The sequence below is a fragment of the Acinetobacter sp. ASP199 genome, assembly GCF_022700675.1.
Classification (GTDB): Bacteria; Pseudomonadota; Gammaproteobacteria; order Pseudomonadales; family Moraxellaceae; genus Acinetobacter.
In genome coordinates this window covers 1,658,068-1,676,531 of record NZ_CP062182.1, presented here as the reverse complement: position 1 = coordinate 1,676,531, position 18,464 = coordinate 1,658,068, and the positions used below count along the sequence as shown (strand labels likewise).

Annotated in this window: 24 protein-coding genes; 11 read left to right on the top strand and 13 right to left on the bottom strand. The window is 42.2% G+C overall.

What is annotated here, in order from left to right; genetic code table 11:
* Positions 1 to 112 precede the first annotated feature (112 nt).
* The 10 genes from IHE35_RS07905 to IHE35_RS07860 all read right to left on the bottom strand — a co-directional run bounded on the left by IHE35_RS07905 (position 113) and on the right by IHE35_RS07860 (position 8,178).
* Positions 113 to 415, bottom strand: coding sequence for a cyd operon YbgE family protein (locus IHE35_RS07905; protein ID WP_242786896.1), 303 nt, complete (start codon positions 413 to 415; stop codon positions 113 to 115).
* Between the two features lie 3 nt (positions 416 to 418).
* The gene (gene cydX / locus IHE35_RS07900) at positions 419 to 520 is read right to left on the bottom strand and encodes a cytochrome bd-I oxidase subunit CydX (protein ID WP_002120988.1); all 102 of its coding nucleotides are present in this window, start codon (positions 518 to 520) and stop codon (positions 419 to 421) included.
* A gap of 25 nt (positions 521 to 545) precedes the next feature.
* The gene (gene cydB, locus IHE35_RS07895; RefSeq protein ID WP_242786895.1) at positions 546 to 1,691 is read right to left on the bottom strand and encodes a cytochrome d ubiquinol oxidase subunit II; all 1,146 of its coding nucleotides are present in this window, start codon (positions 1,689 to 1,691) and stop codon (positions 546 to 548) included.
* Entirely contained in the window at positions 1,688 to 3,274 is a 1,587-nt protein-coding gene (locus IHE35_RS07890) for a cytochrome ubiquinol oxidase subunit I (RefSeq protein ID WP_242786894.1), read from the bottom strand. The genes cydB and IHE35_RS07890 overlap by 4 nt, the downstream gene beginning before the upstream one ends.
* Complete coding sequence (gene cydP, locus IHE35_RS07885) at positions 3,274 to 3,465, bottom strand: cytochrome oxidase putative small subunit CydP (protein ID WP_004893080.1); 192 nt, start codon at positions 3,463 to 3,465, stop codon at positions 3,274 to 3,276. The genes IHE35_RS07890 and cydP overlap by 1 nt, the downstream gene beginning before the upstream one ends.
* A 453-nt stretch (positions 3,466 to 3,918) precedes the next feature.
* Positions 3,919 to 5,013 (bottom strand): porin, encoded by a 1,095-nt coding sequence (locus IHE35_RS07880; RefSeq protein WP_242786893.1) that lies wholly within the window; start codon positions 5,011 to 5,013, stop codon positions 3,919 to 3,921.
* 342 nt (positions 5,014 to 5,355) lie between these two features.
* Positions 5,356 to 5,769: an HIT family protein gene (locus IHE35_RS07875; RefSeq protein WP_242786892.1), complete on the bottom strand. Its 414-nt coding sequence runs from the start codon at positions 5,767 to 5,769 to the stop codon at positions 5,356 to 5,358.
* Positions 5,770 to 5,800: 31 nt separating this feature from the next.
* Complete coding sequence (locus IHE35_RS07870; protein WP_242786891.1) at positions 5,801 to 6,070, bottom strand: YARHG domain-containing protein; 270 nt, start codon at positions 6,068 to 6,070, stop codon at positions 5,801 to 5,803.
* 82 nt (positions 6,071 to 6,152) lie between these two features.
* Complete coding sequence (locus tag IHE35_RS07865; RefSeq protein ID WP_346015092.1) at positions 6,153 to 7,028, bottom strand: NAD(P)-dependent oxidoreductase; 876 nt, start codon at positions 7,026 to 7,028, stop codon at positions 6,153 to 6,155.
* A 52-nt stretch (positions 7,029 to 7,080) separates the two neighbouring features.
* Entirely contained in the window at positions 7,081 to 8,178 is a 1,098-nt protein-coding gene (locus IHE35_RS07860; RefSeq protein WP_242786889.1) for an alpha/beta fold hydrolase, read from the bottom strand.
* A gap of 142 nt (positions 8,179 to 8,320) precedes the next feature.
* Here IHE35_RS07860 and IHE35_RS07855 point away from each other — a divergent pair, with 142 nt between their 5' ends.
* The 9 genes from IHE35_RS07855 (at position 8,321) to trpB (ending at position 16,055) form a co-directional block, all read left to right on the top strand.
* Positions 8,321 to 9,508: an O-succinylhomoserine sulfhydrylase gene (locus tag IHE35_RS07855; RefSeq protein WP_242786888.1), complete on the top strand. Its 1,188-nt coding sequence runs from the start codon at positions 8,321 to 8,323 to the stop codon at positions 9,506 to 9,508.
* A gap of 28 nt (positions 9,509 to 9,536) precedes the next feature.
* Positions 9,537 to 9,866, top strand: a complete 330-nt coding sequence (locus IHE35_RS07850; RefSeq protein WP_242786887.1) for a YbaB/EbfC family nucleoid-associated protein — start codon at positions 9,537 to 9,539, stop codon at positions 9,864 to 9,866.
* A gap of 13 nt (positions 9,867 to 9,879) precedes the next feature.
* Positions 9,880 to 10,476 (top strand): recombination mediator RecR, encoded by a 597-nt coding sequence (gene recR, locus IHE35_RS07845; protein WP_242786886.1) that lies wholly within the window; start codon positions 9,880 to 9,882, stop codon positions 10,474 to 10,476.
* Positions 10,477 to 10,662: 186 nt separating this feature from the next.
* A complete protein-coding gene (locus IHE35_RS07840; RefSeq protein ID WP_242786885.1) occupies positions 10,663 to 11,805 on the top strand; it encodes an HRDC domain-containing protein in 1,143 nt (380 codons plus the stop codon).
* Positions 11,806 to 11,956: 151 nt separating this feature from the next.
* Positions 11,957 to 12,262, top strand: a complete 306-nt coding sequence (locus IHE35_RS07835) for a YcgL domain-containing protein (RefSeq protein WP_242786884.1) — start codon at positions 11,957 to 11,959, stop codon at positions 12,260 to 12,262.
* Between the two features lie 21 nt (positions 12,263 to 12,283).
* Complete coding sequence (locus tag IHE35_RS07830) at positions 12,284 to 12,667, top strand: hypothetical protein (protein ID WP_242786883.1); 384 nt, start codon at positions 12,284 to 12,286, stop codon at positions 12,665 to 12,667.
* Between the two features lie 21 nt (positions 12,668 to 12,688).
* On the top strand, positions 12,689 to 13,540 hold the full coding sequence (locus tag IHE35_RS07825) for a MoxR family ATPase (protein WP_242786882.1): 852 nt from the start codon (positions 12,689 to 12,691) through the stop codon (positions 13,538 to 13,540).
* A gap of 13 nt (positions 13,541 to 13,553) precedes the next feature.
* Entirely contained in the window at positions 13,554 to 14,738 is a 1,185-nt protein-coding gene (locus IHE35_RS07820; RefSeq protein ID WP_242786881.1) for a VWA domain-containing protein, read from the top strand.
* Between the two features lie 108 nt (positions 14,739 to 14,846).
* Positions 14,847 to 16,055, top strand: a complete 1,209-nt coding sequence (gene trpB / locus IHE35_RS07815; RefSeq protein ID WP_242786880.1) for a tryptophan synthase subunit beta — start codon at positions 14,847 to 14,849, stop codon at positions 16,053 to 16,055.
* Between the two features lie 107 nt (positions 16,056 to 16,162).
* On the opposite strand, the gene IHE35_RS07810 is transcribed toward trpB, so the two are convergent.
* From IHE35_RS07810 to IHE35_RS07800, 3 genes are all read right to left on the bottom strand, one after another.
* Entirely contained in the window at positions 16,163 to 16,594 is a 432-nt protein-coding gene (locus IHE35_RS07810; protein ID WP_242786879.1) for a CBS domain-containing protein, read from the bottom strand.
* An 87-nt stretch (positions 16,595 to 16,681) separates the two neighbouring features.
* Entirely contained in the window at positions 16,682 to 17,065 is a 384-nt protein-coding gene (locus IHE35_RS07805) for a DUF2750 domain-containing protein (RefSeq protein WP_242786878.1), read from the bottom strand.
* A 151-nt stretch (positions 17,066 to 17,216) separates the two neighbouring features.
* Positions 17,217 to 17,450 carry a hypothetical protein gene (locus tag IHE35_RS07800; RefSeq protein ID WP_242786877.1) on the bottom strand — a complete coding sequence of 78 codons (234 nt, stop codon included), beginning with the start codon at positions 17,448 to 17,450 and terminating at the stop codon, positions 17,217 to 17,219.
* A 220-nt stretch (positions 17,451 to 17,670) separates the two neighbouring features.
* On the opposite strand from IHE35_RS07800, the gene IHE35_RS07795 reads away from it, so the two are divergent.
* Positions 17,671 to 18,030, top strand: coding sequence for a hypothetical protein (locus IHE35_RS07795; protein WP_242786876.1), 360 nt, complete (start codon positions 17,671 to 17,673; stop codon positions 18,028 to 18,030).
* Positions 18,031 to 18,140: 110 nt separating this feature from the next.
* Complete coding sequence (locus tag IHE35_RS07790; protein ID WP_242786875.1) at positions 18,141 to 18,464, top strand: hypothetical protein; 324 nt, start codon at positions 18,141 to 18,143, stop codon at positions 18,462 to 18,464.

Here is an 18,464-nt window from a genome sequence, read left to right as displayed (position 1 = left end):
TTAGGTGAAAAGTAATAAAAATATCATTTTTCTTGTTAAAAATATGAGAGTAAAGACTTTGTATTTATAAAAATTAAGCTCTCCGAAGAGAGCTTAAATTCTGTCTAAATGTTCAGGCGATGAACCAGGTGTAGTAACCCCAAAGCATGAGTGGCCATGCCAAAAATGGGCTAAATAACCATTTCCAGAACCAATGCCGTGGAATAAAACCAACACCATGTACAAAACCACCTGAAATACCAATCATGATGAACATCATGGCGCGGTGGCTATATTCACCGTTTGCATCCAACATCGCTGCTGGATGCAGTAATAACACCGCTGCGAGGGGAAATGCCAACAGGCAAGAAATCACCATCGCAAACTTGTTGGGTTTTGGGTCTACAGTAGGTTTTTCCATCGCAACGTCTGTCATTATTTATTCCTCATCTAAATCTTGATGATGTTCAATGTATAGGGCACTGAGTACACCTGCAAAACATGCCATCAAAATTCCGAGAATCCAGGCGAAATACCACATAATTGTCTCTCCTTAAGACACAGCCTTAGTACAGGCTGTGTGAGTTCTCTTGAATATGCTTGTTGGTGATCACGCCCCACATTTTGTAATAACACCAAGTGGTGTAAGCAAGAATGATCGGTACAAAGATACACGCCGCAACAGTCATCACTGTTAAGGTATTTTTGCTTGATACTGCATCCCACATAGTCAAGCTGGCAGTAGGGTTAATGCTAGATGGCATTAAGAATGGGAACAGGGCGAAACCAGCAGTCAAGATTGCACCGATCACTGCCATGGATGAACCCAGGAAGCTCAAGCCAGCTTTGGCTTTAGAGGCAGCCAGCACGACAATAATACCGCCAAGGATACCCATGATTGGTGCAATCATGGTGATTGGATAAGTTGTATAGTTATTCATCCAGCCAGGGTTGCCATTGATCAGTACTTCTTTAGCCAGTGGATTTGCAACGCCATTGGTGTCATATGGAGTCACCAGTGTATAGCCTTGGATACCACCGAAGTACAACCAAGCACCTGCAGCCAAGAAAGTCGCAAGGTAAACAATACCCATGATCTTCGTTGCTTTCGCAGAACGTTCACGTAATGCACCATCAGTACGAAGCATCAGCCAAGCACCACCATGTGCACACAGCATTGATAAGCTCACTAAACCACACACAATCGCAAATGGGTTAAGTAGGGCAAAGAAGCTACCGGTATAAGTTGAACGAACAGTTTCATCTAAAGTGAACGGTACGCCAAGGAACATGTTACCGAACGCTACACCGAAAACCAATGCAGGAACTGCACCACCAACGGCTAAACCCCAATCCCAAGATGTACGCCATTTGGTGTTTTCAAGTTTTGAACGGTAGTCAAAACCAACCGGGCGTAAGAACAGGGCAAACAGCACGAGGAGGAGTGCCCAGTACATGCCTGAGAACGCAGTAGCATATACCATTGGCCATGCAGCAAAGAGTGCGCCACCTGCGGTAATGAACCAAACCTGGTTACCGTCCCAGTGTGGGGCAATCGTATTGATTGCCGCACGACGTTCTTCGTCATTTTTGCCTACGAATGGCATGATGGCCATGGAACCCATGTCAAAGCCGTCGGTGAGGGCAAATCCAATCAGGAGGACACCGACCAACACCCACCAAATAATTTTGAGTAATTCATATTCGATCATGCTTGACCCTCCTCATTTGCTTTTTTAGCAGCTTCAAGTTTCTCGAAATGGTATTTACCTGTATGTAGAGAACTTGGGCCAAGGCGTGAGAATTTAATCATGAGATACATCTCAATGATGAGCAATACAGTGTAGAACGATGCTAATGCAATGATTGAACCCCATACGTCACCCGTACTTAGGCTTGAAGCTGAAAGGTGAGTTGGCAGTACTTCACCAATGGTCCAAGGTTGACGGCCCACTTCAGCGACATACCAACCTGTTTGTGCAGCAACCCAAGGTAAAGGCAGAGCAAAGAGTGCGAATTTTAATAACCAAGGTTTGTTTTCTGCATTACGTTTACCCACTGCAATGGTGGCAAGGATAAATAGAATGAGCATTAAGAAACCAGATGCAACCATCGCACGGAATGCCCAGAACAAACTTGGAACGTGTGGAATGGTGTCAGCTGCAGCAGCTTTAATGTGTTCGTCAGTTGCATCAACAACATTCGGTGTATATTTTTTAAGAAGTAAGCCATAGCCTAAGTCTTTTTGAGTTTCTTCGAATGCTGCTTTCAATTCAGGAGATTGATCACCTGCACGTAGAAGCTCGAGTTGCTCATATGCCACCATACCATTACGAATACGTTGTTCATGTTGAGCAATGAGGTCTTTAATCCCTGTCACTTCTTCAGTCACAGAACGTGTCGCAATAATCCCCATCACATAAGGAATTTTAATGGCATAGTCGGTAGTCTGAGTTTCTTCATTTGGAATACCAAACAGTGTAAATGCAGCAGGTGCAGGGTGTGTATCCCATTCAGCTTCAATTGCAGCTAGTTTAGTTTTTTGAACATCACCAAGCTCATAGCCTGATTCATCACCAAGTAAGATGACTGAAAGCGTAGAAGCAAGACCAAAGATTGCCGCGATCGCAAATGAACGACGTGCAAATGGTAAGTCTTGTTTCTTTAACAGGTAGTAACTTGAAATCGCGAGTACGAAAATGGCACCTGTGACATAGCCTGCAGAAACGGTATGTACAAATTTAACCTGTGCGACAGGGTTGAAAATCAATGCACCGAAGTCCACCAATTCCATACGCATGGTTTCATAGTTAAATGCGGAACCTACCGGATTTTGCATCCAGCCATTGGCAACCAGAATCCACAATGCAGACATGTTAGAGCCAAGCGCTACTAACCAGGTTACACACAGATGCTGAACCTTAGACAGGCGATCCCATCCAAAGAAGAACAGACCAATAAAAGTAGATTCCAGGAAGAATGCCATTAAGCCTTCAATCGCTAGCGGTGCACCAAAGATGTCACCCACATAGTGCGAGTAGTAGGCCCAGTTAGTACCAAACTGGAACTCCATAGTCAGGCCAGTTGTTACCCCCAGTGCAAAGTTAATCCCGAAAAGTTTCCCCCAGAACTTGGTCATGTCCTTATAGATCTCTTTGCCGGAAATCACATACGTGGTTTCCATAATGGCCAGGATAAAGGCTAGACCTAAGGTTAGCGGAACAAAAATAAAATGATACATCGCAGTCATAGCGAACTGGAACCGCGAAAGATCGACCACGCTTTCAGCAATCATCAACGTGTCTCCTTGATTTGGGAAGGACTGCCGGCAATACGCTCGGCAACTTGAGAGTCAAAATTTTTAGGAATCGTGGGCGCATCAAACCAGATATGTTTGATTGTTAGTAATAGAATGACCTTGATAATTAAAATCAGGGTAATCTCTCTAACCACTTTTTGATTTAGATTTTCAGGAACTAAGCTCATTAGAATAAGCCTGTCTTTTTAATGTGTTAATTTATTATCAATCTAATGTATAAAAAAATAAATAGACTAGACAGTTTAAATAAATATATATTTATAAGTCATTGAAAAATAAAAAAATAAAAATAAAGTTTTTTAAAAAATATTCAAATTATCTGTGATTATTTGTGTAACTGTTGTGTTTTTTAAATCCGACTATTTTGCTTATATTTAAAAATAATACACAATAAAAACAGTTGGATTAATGCTTAAATTTTATTTTTAATGCTGATTGTTTTACTTGGTTTATTATATTTTTATTGAAAATGAGAATGGATTAAAATTTTAGGGATTAAAACAAGAAGGGTCTTTCGTAACATCTAAAGGTGAGGTGAATTCTTATTGTTGAGAAAAAGCAGGCAAAAAAAGAACATGCATGAAGCATGTTCTTTTTAAGCTTTTGGAGGAGAGTGGAGCTTAGAAGTCGTAGCGGAAGCCTAGAGAAAGAGCTGTTGCATTTTCGTCAGTTTCGCCACTTACAGTATTTGAGCGACCTTCTTTCCAAGGCACAAGGTTAGCATTTTTATCATTTAGCATAGTAGCTAGGTTTGCATAGACACGTACTGTAGAGTCTAAACGGTGCTCAACACCAATCGCGACCAAACTTGAATTTGCATCATCAGCATCTACATCACGGTAGAAATACTCACCACGTAGCGCCGTTTTTGGCGTTAGTTTGTATTCACCAGCAATACCATAGACTTGAGCATCAAAATTGCTTAAAGCATCATTGTCATATTGAGCGATTTGATACATAGCCCCTAAGTTAAAATCAGGAGTGATTTTATATGCTGCTGCAATACGGAAAGCATCACGTTCAGCTTGAATTCCTGTTTCTGAAACATCTGTCGATGTATTTGCAGCATTATCTTCATATTTTTCATATGCTGCAGCAAAATCGATTGGACCTTCTTTATAGGTCAATGCAAGATCATAAGCTTTATTATCATCTACGCCTTCATCATTACCGTCTTTCACAATATTCTTATTCTTGTGCATTGAAAGAGCTGCTAATACGTTGAATCCACCACCGAATTTTGGTGATTTATATTCAATGGTATTCTCATTACGCTCGTCAAATTTCAAGTCACCAATACGTGTTACGTTACGTACATCACCAACCATATCGCCAAAGAAGTTGACTGGACCACGTGCAACTTTAAATGGACTGTCAAAACGACCTACACGCGCTTGACCAAAATCACCTTTTAAACCGACAAAGGTATCGCGAGTTGCAAAATTAACACCTTTCTCGTCTTTTTCACCACTAGAGAAGTTAATTTCTTGTTCAACTTGGCCAAAAACAGTCATACCATTTTCTAATTTTTGTTCTGCTTTAAAGCCTAGGCGTGAAGAATTTGAAGAGAGACCGATTTCGCTATAGTCTTTTCCATCACTTAAATAGTCTAACGATACGTGTGCACGACCGTAAACTTTTACGTCAGCAGCAGCTGCCATGACTGGTGTTAAAATTGTTGCCCCGATTGCTAAAGCGATTAAAGTTTTTTTCATGTGTTGCTCCAATAAAGACTTTTTGTTCATCGTCTTAAAAACAAGTTTCAGTATTGTTTTGAAACATCTATTGCTCCATTGGTGCCAAGTATTCCTTACAAATAAGTCAATATGATTAAGGAAATATTTCAAAAATATTAAATACAATCATTACTTTATTTTTTATGTGATTATGATGAGGTGGGCAGGATTTATTCAAATACAAAGCAGCTCGCTAGTTGCTAAAAACTTAAAAATAGACTGCGACTTTTATTTAATGTGATGAGCTTAATTAAGCGTGAAATATACCAAACATAAAAAAATGGAGCCGAGGCTCCATTTTTTTATCGATTCAATTCATAGTTATAACGCTGCCTTGATTTTCTCAGCCAAGGCCTTGATTTTCTCCTGATCACCCATGACCAGGGCATGTTTACCCAGATTATGCAGAGAAGTAGGGACCAGATGAAAATGTACATGTGGCACGGTTTGACCAGCGGCAGCACCTGAAAGCTGCATCAAGACAATACCTGATACGCCTAAGCCTTTTTCGATGGCTTTGGCAATCTTTTGTACGATCTGAATGGTATATGCAGCCACTTCAGGATCCAGATCAAGTAACGTCACTGCAGGCGATTTAGGAATGACCAAGGTATGACCGTCTGCCTGAGGCATGATGTCCATAAATGCAAGAACTTGGTCGTCTTCATACACCTTGATTGCAGGCAGTTCACCACGCAGAATTCGTGCAAAAATATTTTGATCATCGTAAGTCATGAGAACATTCCTTGAGCGTCATTGAATTAAATTATTTACAGTTCAATTCTTTCTGACGATCTTTGATTACGTCAAGACGTTGTTGCTCTTTTTCTGAGAATTTTGGCTTGGTTGTGTAGCAATTGTCATTACCATACTTTGCTTTGGCATCTGGATCTTTAAAACAGAAGCCCTTAGAAGCATAAATTACATCATGATCATTTTTCAGTTTTTTGCATTCCTGTTCAGAAGCTAAAACTGAAGTTGAAGCCCCTAGCAATGCTGCAAAACTCATCACTGTCGCAGCAGTTAATTTTTTCATGCGGGTTTCCTCTGGTGTTGAACCATGTGTCTATACCTAAACACAATATTGGGTTTTGTTCTCACGATTCAATGGCGTTATATTACTCAATGGTAATTTTACTCCATGATTCATACATTTTTACCGCTGCAGAAAAGTCGCTATTTTCCTCTGCCTGAAGGTTGGCTGCCTGAATCAGGTTCTGGGTCAGAGAGAGCAACGGCGCAGATAGCTTGGCATCACGCACCAGATCTACCGCAATGCCTGTATCTTTGGCAAGTAACGGTAATGCAAAGGTAAGTGGAAAGCTGCGGTTTAAAATACGCTGTGGCATCACGGTCTCAGTTACGTTACTTTTACCGCTTGATGCATTAATACATTCCAGTGCTTCATTCAGGCTTACACCATGCGCTTTCAGCGTTGTAAAGCCTTCTGCAACTGCACACAGGTTTACAGCCATTAACATATTATTGACTGCTTTCACTGCAAAACCGGCGCCAGATTCACCAACATGCTTGATCAGCTTGCCGAAAGCCTGAATCGCGGGAAGGGCTTGTTCAAAACCTGCTGCGCTACCACCAATCATAACAGTTAATGTGCCATTTTCAGCACCGATCGTCTGACCGCTGACAGGTGCATCCAGGAAAATCACGCCTTGATCTGCTAAAGCTTCTTCCAGGCGACGAGCGGCATCAGGTACACCACTGGTGCAGTCAACCCAGATACTTCCTGATTTTAATTCCAGGCCTTGGACTAAAGCTTCAACATCGGCACTGGTTGGTAAGCAGGAGAAGATTACATCTGCCTGGATAGCCTGTCCCAGGCTTACTGCCTGTGTGCCATGTTCAGCTGCATGTTGCTCTGCTGTGGCAGCAGTACGGTTCCACACATAGACCGTATCAAAATGCTTGGGTAAATGCGCAGCCATGCGATAGCCCATAGCACCCAAGCCGAGAAATGCAACTGATTGAATCATGATAACCCTCAAAATCTTTTCATTAAAAATTATAAGCTTGAGGGCATTTCTCGAATTATTGCTCTAGTCGAGTAGAACGCTGCTCAAGCCAGGTGGTTAGTTTAGGCCAAAAAGTGTTGGCTGTCTTTTGATTTGACATTAGACCAAGGTGTCCACCTGGAATGAGGGTAAAAGTAATGTCTGTGCTGCTGGTCAGTTGGGTAAGTGGTTCCGCAGCTTCTCGGGTGACAATCTGATCCGTTAAGCCGGCACCAACCATCAGCGAGCAGGAAATATTTTTCAGATCAATCTTTTGACCATCGAGATGAATGGAACCGTGTTTCAGCGGATTCTGGAGCCATAAGTGCAGTACCATGTCCTGATTGATTCCACCCGGGTAATCGATCATTTTATTCAGGAAATTACCCATAGTGGCATGTTCATAGACATGTTCCGGTTTTTCCAGATTCAGCACAAACTGTTTTTGGCTCTTGAACCAGCCTACAGGATCCAGCAATTTAAAACCCAAGGCATTCAAAATACCTGGTGTATGAATATATTGTTTTGGGATCAATCCCTTATGCACGGTATCGCGTAGGGCAGGATTCTGTGAAATCAACTTATTGGTAGTTTCAAACAGTTTACCAACACGACCAGAAGCATAGCTATCAATTGGGCTACCCATCACCATCAGGTTTTTCACATGCTCTGGCGAATGCAGTGCGGTATACAGGGTGACAAAGACACCTGCCATGCTCCAGCCATGCAGGGAAATATAAGGACTGTCTGCATGTTCGCAGATGCGATCTATGGCATCAGGAATAGCTTGATCGATAAAGGACAAAAAATTCAGCTCTTTGTGTTTGAAGCTGAAACGGTTCCATTCCACCAGGTACACTTCAAACCCGCTATGCTGAAAGTGCTTTACCAAAGAACGGTAGGGATACAGGTCATAGATATCCATATTGATCGCTAACGGCGCGACAAATACTAATGGTTCCTTAAACTGTCTTTCAGGTGCTGGATAATGCCGGACTTTATATAATTCAGTTTGCTTGATGTACTCAAACGGGGTTTTCTGAGACAGCACCAGTGAGGAGCTGTTGAAAAACCGCGCACGCAGGTGCTTGAGTTTTTTTCGTTGACGTTGCAGATTTTGTTTTAACTGAATCATAAAGATAAATTGTCCGTGTCCGGGAGGGGGTGATCGAAGTCTAAGCAATAATTGCTTATTATGCCTTGACCTGAAATAGCATAGGCGCTCAAAATGTTGGCAATTTTTTACAAAAGGCAGCCAAATTCGGCTGATGAGCACAATGAGCCAACACGACGAGATCGAATATCAATTAGACACTTTGGCGATTCGTACTGGGCATACACGTACAGCAGAAGGCGAGCACAGTGAGCCAATTTTCCTGACTTCTTCATTTGTGTGTGACAGTGCAGCAGATGCAGCAGCAAAGTTTTCGGGTCAAATTGAAGGAAATACTTACTCTCGTTATACCAACCCTACCGTACAAGCATTTGAAAAGCGTTTAGCTGTGCTTGATGGTGCTGAAGCAGCGGTTGCAACCAGTTCTGGTATGGCTGGCGTGCATGCTATTACTTTGGCGTATTTAAAATCGGGCGATCATGTGGTGTGTTCACGCGCTGTATTTGGTTCCATTATTTCTCTGTTTGAAAAATATGTCCTTAAATTTGGAGTCGATGTTACTTTTGTTGACCTTGAAGATGTTCAAGCATGGAAACAAGCGATTCGACCAAATACACGTTTATTATTTATTGAAACGCCGTCGAACCCATTGGCTCAAGTTGGGGATTTACAAGCAATTGCAGACATTGCACATGAAGCCAATGCACTCTTTGCTGTAGATAACACTTTCTGTACACCTGTATTGCAACAACCCCTCAAATTTGGTGCAGATTTAGTAGTGTATTCATCAACTAAATATATCGATGGCCAAGGCCGTGCTTTAGGTGGTGCGGTTGTAGGTTCTGCAAAACTGATGGATGAAATTACCAGTGTGATTCGTACGCTTGGTAACTCAATGAGCCCATTTAATGCATGGGTGTTCCTCAAAGGCTTGGAAACCTTAAGTTTGCGTATGAAAGCTCATTGTGCAAGTGCACAAAAGCTTGCAGAATGGTTGGATGCGCATCCGAGGGTTGAAAAAGTTTATTATTCAGGTTTGGTGAATCATCCGGGTCACGAGTTAGCAAAAAAACAACAATCGGGCTTTGGCGGTGTGGTTTCATTTGTGGTGAAAGGTGATCGTGCAGGGGCATGGACTGTCATTGATAATACTCGTTTCTTATCAATTACAAGTAATTTAGGTGACGCGAAGTCAACCATCACCCATCCAGCTACAACTTCACACGGTAGAATGTCGGCAGAAGCAAAGCAAGCTGCAGGAATTTCTGAAGGTTTAATTCGTGTTTCTGTTGGTTTAGAAGATATTGATGATATTATCCGTGACATTCAACGCGGTTTAGACTTAATCTAATTTTATAAATTTATGTTCGGAGATTTTTATGAACATTAACATGTTGATGCAGCAAGCCCAGCGCATGCAAAAGGAAGTAGAAAACAACCTGAAAAAAGCCAAAGAAGAGCTTGCGCAAGTAGAAGTTCATGCTGAAGCGGGTGGTGGTCTGGTGAAAGTGACCATGACTGCACGTAATGTGGTTAAACGCATTCAGATCGATCCAGAACTTCTGCAGGATGATCCGGATATGATTGAAGATCTGATCGCGGCTGCGATGAATGATGCGGCACGTCAGGCTGAAGCAATCTCTGAAGAACGTATGAAGTCTGCAAATCAGGGTATGGGCTTACCTCCAGGTCTGGCTGGTTTGTTCTAAGGAAATTTGCGCAATGTTTAGTGATCGTTTTGATCAACTGGTTCAAGCATTACGCATCTTGCCAAGCGTTGGGCCGAAATCGGCCCAGCGTATGGCATTGCACCTGATCATGAAAAACCGTGAAGGTGCGATTGGTCTGGCGCATGCATTGACTGAAGCAACCAACCATATTCATGAATGTTCGATCTGTCATTCACTGACTGAAGATGAAGTCTGTAATATCTGCACCTCAACTGAACGTGATGATGAGCTGCTTTGTGTGGTGGAATCCCCCGCAGATGTGATGGCAATTGAGCAGAGTGGCAGTTTTCGTGGTAAATACCATGTGTTGGGTGGACATTTGTCTCCTCTGGATGGGATTGGACCGGAAGAAATTGGTATTCCCTATCTGCTGGAGCGTTTAAACAAAGGACAGATCCGCGAAGTGATTCTGGCAACGAATGCAACCGTAGAAGGACAGGCGACTGCGCATTATCTGATGGAAGCCAGCAAGCATTTGCCAATTCAGATCACCCGGATTGCTCAAGGTGTACCGCAGGGTGGTGAATTAGAATATGTGGATAGCCATACTTTGAGTCAGGCTGTACATAACCGCATGCGGATGAAATAAACCTGTTTCTCCGCGGGCGTTTACTGAATAAAAAACAATTTAAAAAATACGAGAATATTCATTTATTTTTTCGATGTTGTTATTGTTAAATTTTATGGCTGAATGTTTATTTTTTTATCATAAATAATAGAAATATCAGTTAATATAACTACATCGGACATCTACATTACGCTGATTCAGTCATTTATGTTTCAATTTATTCAAGATCAAGCTGGACTCGATCAAGTACTTGCACAAATGGATCAAAGCTCGGTTTATGCTTTAGATACAGAGTTCATTAAGGTCGATACTTTATGGCCGAAACTTGGCGTGTTCCAGATTAATGTCTGTGGCAATGTCTATTTGCTGGATGGCACCACCCTTGATCTGACTGGGTTCTTCCAGCGTATTTTTGGCGCACAGCAGAATATCTTTCATGCCTGCGGTGAAGATATTGATCTGATCTATCACTATACCCAGCAAAAATCTCTAAGTAATGTCTTTGATACTCAGGTCGGTATGGCATTTTTGGGTCATGGGCTACAGGTGAGTTATCAGAATGCCTTGAAGCAGATGCTGGATGTAGAGATTGAAAAAGATCAGACCCGTTCAAACTGGCTGGCGCGTCCTTTAAGTCAGGAGCAATTGCTGTATGCAGCCAATGATGTACATTATCTGGTGCAATTGGGTGATCAGATCAAGCAAGAGTTGAAACAAAAGCACCTGCTGGACTTTGCACTGGAAGATTGCCGCTTTATGACCCGGGAAATTGGCGAGGAAACGCCAACTGCCTTGTTATATCAGGATGTTGGTAACTATCGTCATTCACGCCGTCAGCTGATGCAGCTGCAACAGCTTGCAGTATGGCGTGACCATATTGCCAAAGCGCTGAATATTCCGCGCAGTTTTATCATGAAAAACTCGAGCATGATTCATCTGGTGGAAAACAATCCTAAGAATATGTTCCAGCTCAGCAATGTGAAAGATCTGCGTGCCAACATCATTCGTGATCATGGCAAGATGATTCTGGATCTGCTGAAATTCTTGCCAGACCAGTCTGAATGGCCATTACGTCTGGCACGTCCAATCCGTCATTCTTCAAATGAAGTTGGTACTAAAATTGATACCATCATTCAACATGTGGTGGACGAGACTTCAATCCCGAAAGAAGTCCTGATGCGTAAAAAATGGATGAGTGCGTTGTATCAACACGTAGTCTTTCATAATGATGAACAGGATTTGCCGGAATTTTTACTTGGCTGGCGTTATGAGCATCTTACCAAGCCATTGGTTGAACTACTACGTCAGGATGAATCCTATCTTTCTAAGCAAATGAAAGTTGTCGACTAAATCCTGGGTAGAGACTTCACTGCAAAATTGATTAAAGAAAAAGCAATTATACAAAATCACGACTGATGCGTTAATTATGGCTAATGCCTCAAGTGATGTTTTGAGGTATCCTTACCACTGATTTTTCTAAATTGTTGTCTGAATCAAAATCATGCAAGTGTCTATCTACAAATCGAGCAAAAAGGACGAAATGTACCTTTATGTGACTCGTCCAGCTGAAGAAAATGAAGCTGAAACTTTCGATCCACTTCACGTACTGGGCGAAGCTGTCCGTGTAGCATTTGGTCGTGCGACTTTTGTCATGCATCTTGAACTGAGCGAAACCCGCAAGCTGGCACGTGCCAATGTTCTGCACGTCATGGATTCGATTGAAACCCGCGGTTTCTTCCTGCAAATGCCGCCTGAAGGTTTGATTAACCCGAATGCTGTAGAGCCAGAAGGTCTGCGTGGTGCTTAATGTTTATTCAGGAGTTGTAAAATGAATGGTTATGTAACTGTATTAGATTCAATTCCTGAAGAATCGATTGCTATCGCGGTATACCTGATTGGCAGTGTGATTGCACTGCTATGCTGGTATGGCGTGACTAAGCGCTTGCCTAAACCGGTAGGTGGCTTTCTATGGATTTTAGGATTTGCCATCCTGCTGACACCGACTGTGTCCGAAGGTCCAAATGCCTCATTAGCGCCGGCAATTTTTGGACTGATCTTTGGTGTATTGACCAAGGAGCAAAGTCTGGTCTGGATCAATGCCTCACTGATTCTGTTTGTGATTGGTATTGCTTCACTGATCGGCTATTGCTGGTCAAGCTATGTAACGAATAAAGCAAAGATTGCTGTAAACAAAAAAACTTCACCGCTGTAAATAGAAAAATAAGGTTAAATCATGTCTGTGGATCATCAACAGTTTTCTGGCACAAGTCAGTATATTGCAACTGATAGTTTAAAATTGGCTGTCAAAGCCGCACGCAGCTTACAAAAGCCGCTGCTGGTCAAAGGCGAACCGGGTACAGGAAAAACCCTGCTGGCAGAACAGGTGGCTGAAAGCCTGGGAATGAAACTCATCACCTGGCACATCAAGTCCACCACCAAAGCCCAGCAAGGTCTTTACGAATATGATGCAGTATCGCGTCTGCGTGATAGTCAGTTAGGTGATGACCGTGTCTATGACATCAAAAACTACATCAAGCCAGGAAAACTGTGGGAAGCATTTAGCAGTGAAGAACGCTGTGTATTGTTGATTGATGAAATTGACAAGGCAGACATTGAATTTCCAAATGACCTGTTGCATGAACTCGATAAAATGTCGTTCTTTGTGTATGAAACAGGCGAAACCATTACTGCAAAACAGCGTCCAATCGTCATCATTACTTCAAATAATGAAAAGGAACTTCCGGATGCTTTCCTGCGCCGCTGTTTCTTCCATTACATCGAATTCCCTGATGAAGCGACTATGCGCGAAATTATTGATGTGCATTTCGAGAAGATCTCGGCCACATTGGTCAATGAGGCATTGCAAGTATTCTTTAAATTACGTCAGATTCCAGGCCTGAAAAAACCGCCTTCAACTTCTGAATTAATCGACTGGTTAAGTCTGTTAATGGCAGATGATATGCCAGAAGATGTGTTGCGTAATGCTGATAAATCTAAAGCTATTCCACCGCTTTATGGTGCGCTGATCAAAAACGAGCAGGATGTACAGCTGCTTGAACGCCTAGCATTCATGTCACGCCGTTAAGGGAGAAACACGCATGTTCGTGCGACTGTTTTATACCTTGCGCAAATACGGTGTGCCGGTGTCTACCCGTGAGCTGATTGACCTGAATCAGGCGGTTGCTGAAGGTATCGTTTTTGCTGATCAGGATGAATTCTATCAGCTGGCTAAAACCGTCATGGTCAAGGATGAGCGCTACTTCGACAAGTTCGATCGTGCCATGAAAGACTATTTTGATGGTATCGCGACCTTTGATCTGGATGAATTGCTAAAGGTGCATAAATTACCTAAAGACTGGTTTGATCTGGAGCTGCTGGAAAAGCACCTGACACCGGAACAGCGTGAAGAGCTAAAAAAAGCCGGATCACTGGAAGAACTGATGAAAATGCTGGAAGAGCGTCTGCGCGAACAGCATAAAAAACATCAGGGCGGTAACAAGATGATTGGTACCGGAGGAACTTCACCTTTTGGTGCTTATGGTGATCATCCTGAGGGTGTGCGTATTGGTGGGCCGGGACGTAAGCGTTCCGCAGTAAAAGTCTGGGAGCAGCGTCAATATCGTAACCTGGATGATGACCAGATTCTGGGTAGCCGTCAGATGCAACTGGCTTTGCGTCGCTTGCGTAAGTTTGCCCGTCAGGGTGCTGCCGAAGAACTAGATATTGACGGTACCATTCGTGAAACAGCCAAGCAGGGCATTCTGGATGTACAACTGGTGCCGGAACGCCGTAATCGAATCAAAGTACTGATGCTATTTGATGTCGGCGGTTCCATGGATGCACACATTGCCCAGTGTGAAAAACTGTTTAGTGCTGCCAAGACTGAATTTAAGACTTTGGAATATTTCTATTTCCATAACTGTTTGTATGACTATGTCTGGAAAGATAACTTTCGTCGTTCCAGCACGCGCATGAATACCTGGGATCTGCTGAATACTTACGGCCGCGATTATCGGGTCATTGTGGTTGGTGATGCCAGTATGGCACCATATGAGCTGCATTCAGTTGGCGGCTCGGTGGAATATATGAATGATGAAGCAGGACAGGTCTGGTTACAGCGTCTGCGTCAGCATTTTGAAAAAACTGCCTGGTTAAATCCGGAAGAAGAACGTTACTGGCACTATACCCAGACCATCGGAATGATTCAGCAGATCTTTGAAAAGCATATGTATCCAATGACCCTAAAAGGCATTGAAGATATGACCAAATATCTGGCGCGCTGATTCCATTTATCTATTGATGACTTTATTTATAGTTATTAGTCCTTTAAAACAAAACATTTTAATATAAAGTAGGTTTTATAAATTCAATCCGGATTGTTAAGGATCGCTATGGATCATCAAATTAATGGCATTGCATTGCCAAATGAAGAGGGTTTTTTTGGGAGCTATGGCGGTCAGTTTATTCCGCCAGATCTAAAACAGGCAATGGATGATATTAACGTTGCCTATCAGGAAATTCGTCAAACTGCTGAGTTTCAGAATGAATTAAAGGATCTGTTTGCAAACTATGTTGGTCGTCCAAGTCCATTATTTCATGCTAAACGTTTGTCGGATCAGCTCGGTGGTGCGCAAATCTACCTGAAACGTGAAGATCTAAACCACACCGGTGCGCACAAAATCAATCACTGTCTGGGTGAAGCGCTGTTAGCAAAATATATGGGTAAAACCAAAGTGATTGCTGAAACAGGTGCAGGCCAGCATGGTGTGGCATTGGCAACAGCCTGTGCATTGGTCGGTATTCCATGTGAAATTCATATGGGGCAAGTAGATATCGAGAAAGAACACCCGAATGTGGTGAAAATGAAAATTCTCGGTGCCAAACTGATTTCTGTGACTCGTGGTACAGCAACCCTGAAAGATGCTGTGGATAGTGCCTTTGAAGAATACTTAAAAGATCCGAAAAACTATATCTATGCGATTGGCTCGGTGGTGGGTCCACATCCATTTCCAATGATGGTACGTGATTTCCAGTCGATCATTGGTGATGAAATCAAAGTACAAACTAATGACCGTTTTGGTGCTAACCCGGACTATGTAGTGGCATGTGTTGGTGGTGGTTCCAATGCAGTGGGTGCATTTACTGCTTTTCTGAATGATGCAGATGTTAAACTGGTAGGTGTAGAGCCAGCAGGTCATGGTCTGGATACCGACAAGCATTCTGCAACGCTGACTTTAGGTAAGCCAAGCCAGATTCATGGTATGGCATGCTATGTCTTGGAAGACGAGCAGGGTGAGCCTTTGCCAGTACACTCAATTGCTTCAGGTCTGGATTATCCAGGTGTTGGTCCACAGCACAGTTTGCTTAAAGATTTGGGTCGTGTGGAATATACGACAGCAACAGATCAGGAATGTCTGGATGCCTTTATGACTCTATCGCGTGTAGAAGGTATTGTGCCTGCCTTGGAAAGTTCACATGCAGTGGCTTGGGCGATTCGTGAAGCAGGTAAATTGCCTAAAGATGTGAAAATTGTCGTGAACCTGTCGGGTCGTGGTGATAAAGACTCTGACTATGTGGCTGAAAAGTTAGGTCTCAACTAATCTAGCTATAGCTGTAAATAAAAAACCGCTCAAATTGAGCGGTTTTTTATTTCTATCATTTCTTTGTCAATCTAATGTCATTACAAAATGGCTTTTTGAATTCATATTTAACCCGAAATATATTGTTGTAGTTGATCAATCAAAACTTGCTGATCATTCATGGCCGCTTTAACCAAGTCACCAATTGAAGCCAATCCCACCAGTTTTCCTGCTTCTACTACTGGTAAATGACGCAAATGTTTATTGGTCATTAAGCTGAGACAGTCCGGTACAGAAGTGTGACAATCTACCGTGATTACATTAGAAGTCATGATTTGGCTGACAGTCGTATCAAAGGAAGTACGTTCCATCAGTACAATCTTTCGGGTGTAATCACGTTCGGAAAGAATCCCGACCACTTTATCTTTTTCGACGACCACAATCGCACCGATGTCTTTATCTGCCATTAAAGTAATGGCTTCAAGAACCGTAGCTTCTGGGTGAATGGTATAAATTTCTTGAGATGGCTTGTCTTTGAGTACTTGCGCTACATTCGTCATGATTAATTCCTTAGCTGTTATTATTTATCCTGAAGTTTAAGCTGTTTATCTTCAGGTAATTGCTGTGCTGAATCTATAAATAACATGTTATGCAGCGAAGTGCAGCCCTTGTCCTGAAAAAAAGAAATGACGCACCTGTCCAATTGTCAGCTTAATTTGTTTGCCACTGCCACGTACCAGAACAGGAGTGACATTCAGGCGATGCAAGGTGGGTAACAGTGCCTGCTCAAAATCCTTAGGCGTAATTTTGCGCGGCGTATAATTTGGCCAGTTTTTTTTGGCATAGTTTGCTGCATGAGATGAATTCAGCCAGAACGGGAACAGGGTTTCATCCTGATCGCGCATCATGCCCCAGCCTTCATGGAACAGTCCCCAAAGTACCCCGCAGTACATCATCGATTTCAGGATGGTGATTTTGACCGCAAGGTCTTTAGGCAATGGTTGGATATCTTTAATATTTGGCATTTTCATTATGATCAAGCTATTGTGGAACAACGCTGTCATTGTAAAAAAACTATATGAAATTACTGTTTCAGCTTTGCAAGAAATCGTTAAGTTAATGCTTCATCATGTATAAGTAATATTGTGAATATAAAAAAAACGCCACCGGGGTGACGTTTATTTAGGCTTGCATGGTGGCCATGTTTTGCCAGTATTGGGCTTTCATTGAATCACGCTCGACGCGGAAACCTTGATAATAAAGTTCAGCTAAAAAAAGTGCCGCTTTACCATGACCTGCACGTGCAGCATCTTCAAGCTGTTTGACAGCATCTGAAAAATTCATTTGTGACTGGATTGTATTCACAGCGTCAGCATACAGATGTTCAAGTTCATGTGGAGAGAATTGTTGAATCATATAAAAACTCCTTAATTTTAATTATGATTACGGATAGACTTTTTAGTCTAACTACAAATATAACTGAGTAATGTTAAACTAATATTACAAGATGGATGAAAAGTCAATTATTTCACCCCGTCTAATTCTTGTTTTATAGTTTACATGATTAAACTATCATCAATTGTATTTTTTATTAGTATGTGAAGTAACTATTTAAACTAACAACAAGGAGAATAACATGTCGCGTACATTAGATGGAATTGATTTTGATATCCCTCCGACAGCTGGGCAAGTGATGGCATTGGCGCAACTGCACCGGAAAAAATTAGATGCAGCTATTTTCCATAAAGAAATTCATTTAGGGGAGTATAGTCTGGCACAGCGTAAAGCGGTCTATGATTTTACCCGTCAGCTGGACGAGAATCAGCGTGAGCAATTCTACAGACTTTATAATTCAGAACTGGTACGTCTTGCCGATCCAGACCGCCTGCACCCAGCCAGTGCAGAGTCTGGGGTGAGCAAGTTTGCTATCTTCCTGATTCTGGCGATTACTGCAGGTATGCTGGGAAGTACCGTTTTTATCGCTTTATTCAAATAAACGAATCATACTGAGCAGGAACAAGTTATCTGCAAATAGGGTGAATTTCCAGCCGATTACTTGAACTTATTGCAATGCAGCCATACACTACTTTGAATTAGAGGTAGTGTATGGCTATTGACGTAGAAAAAATCAGGATATTTTTGTCCAAATTAACGCTTGAGCAAATCTATAACAGCGTTTTTGTTTTTATTATTTTATTTATTATTGTGTTGGCAAGTATTGCCCTCTATCGTCCCGTCACTACGGTTCAATCTAAACAAATTCAGCAACTTTCCATACAGCAACAACTGCCACAAACACAAGATATGGCAGTGGCCTTGCTTGACCAGCCATCGATTTATCGTGGTCAATATCTTAAATTGATGCAGGCATACCAGCAGGAATCAGTCCGAGCACATCAGCTACCTGCAGTAAAAGCGGATCAGCCTTAA

Excerpts from the sequence above, each read along its gene's own strand:
- IHE35_RS07905 (WP_242786896.1), bottom strand. The coding sequence starts at position 415 with ATGACAGACGTTGCGATGGAAAAACCTACTGTAGACCCAAAACCCAAC.
- cydX (WP_002120988.1), bottom strand. The coding sequence starts at position 520 with ATGTGGTATTTCGCCTGGATTCTCGGAATTTTGATGGCATGTTTTGCA.
- cydB (WP_242786895.1), bottom strand. The coding sequence starts at position 1,691 with ATGATCGAATATGAATTACTCAAAATTATTTGGTGGGTGTTGGTCGGT.
- IHE35_RS07890 (WP_242786894.1), bottom strand. The coding sequence starts at position 3,274 with ATGATTGCTGAAAGCGTGGTCGATCTTTCGCGGTTCCAGTTCGCTATG.
- cydP (WP_004893080.1), bottom strand. The coding sequence starts at position 3,465 with ATGAGCTTAGTTCCTGAAAATCTAAATCAAAAAGTGGTTAGAGAGATT.
- IHE35_RS07880 (WP_242786893.1), bottom strand. The coding sequence starts at position 5,013 with ATGAAAAAAACTTTAATCGCTTTAGCAATCGGGGCAACAATTTTAACA.
- IHE35_RS07875 (WP_242786892.1), bottom strand. The coding sequence starts at position 5,769 with ATGACTTACGATGATCAAAATATTTTTGCACGAATTCTGCGTGGTGAA.
- IHE35_RS07870 (WP_242786891.1), bottom strand. The coding sequence starts at position 6,070 with ATGAAAAAATTAACTGCTGCGACAGTGATGAGTTTTGCAGCATTGCTA.
- IHE35_RS07860 (WP_242786889.1), bottom strand. The coding sequence starts at position 8,178 with ATGATTCAGTTAAAACAAAATCTGCAACGTCAACGAAAAAAACTCAAG.
- IHE35_RS07855 (WP_242786888.1), top strand. The coding sequence starts at position 8,321 with ATGAGCCAACACGACGAGATCGAATATCAATTAGACACTTTGGCGATT.
- IHE35_RS07850 (WP_242786887.1), top strand. The coding sequence starts at position 9,537 with ATGAACATTAACATGTTGATGCAGCAAGCCCAGCGCATGCAAAAGGAA.
- recR (WP_242786886.1), top strand. The coding sequence starts at position 9,880 with ATGTTTAGTGATCGTTTTGATCAACTGGTTCAAGCATTACGCATCTTG.
- IHE35_RS07840 (WP_242786885.1), top strand. The coding sequence starts at position 10,663 with ATGTTTCAATTTATTCAAGATCAAGCTGGACTCGATCAAGTACTTGCA.
- IHE35_RS07835 (WP_242786884.1), top strand. The coding sequence starts at position 11,957 with ATGCAAGTGTCTATCTACAAATCGAGCAAAAAGGACGAAATGTACCTT.
- IHE35_RS07830 (WP_242786883.1), top strand. The coding sequence starts at position 12,284 with ATGAATGGTTATGTAACTGTATTAGATTCAATTCCTGAAGAATCGATT.
- IHE35_RS07825 (WP_242786882.1), top strand. The coding sequence starts at position 12,689 with ATGTCTGTGGATCATCAACAGTTTTCTGGCACAAGTCAGTATATTGCA.
- IHE35_RS07820 (WP_242786881.1), top strand. The coding sequence starts at position 13,554 with ATGTTCGTGCGACTGTTTTATACCTTGCGCAAATACGGTGTGCCGGTG.
- trpB (WP_242786880.1), top strand. The coding sequence starts at position 14,847 with ATGGATCATCAAATTAATGGCATTGCATTGCCAAATGAAGAGGGTTTT.
- IHE35_RS07810 (WP_242786879.1), bottom strand. The coding sequence starts at position 16,594 with ATGACGAATGTAGCGCAAGTACTCAAAGACAAGCCATCTCAAGAAATT.
- IHE35_RS07805 (WP_242786878.1), bottom strand. The coding sequence starts at position 17,065 with ATGAAAATGCCAAATATTAAAGATATCCAACCATTGCCTAAAGACCTT.
- IHE35_RS07800 (WP_242786877.1), bottom strand. The coding sequence starts at position 17,450 with ATGATTCAACAATTCTCTCCACATGAACTTGAACATCTGTATGCTGAC.
- IHE35_RS07795 (WP_242786876.1), top strand. The coding sequence starts at position 17,671 with ATGTCGCGTACATTAGATGGAATTGATTTTGATATCCCTCCGACAGCT.
- IHE35_RS07790 (WP_242786875.1), top strand. The coding sequence starts at position 18,141 with ATGGCTATTGACGTAGAAAAAATCAGGATATTTTTGTCCAAATTAACG.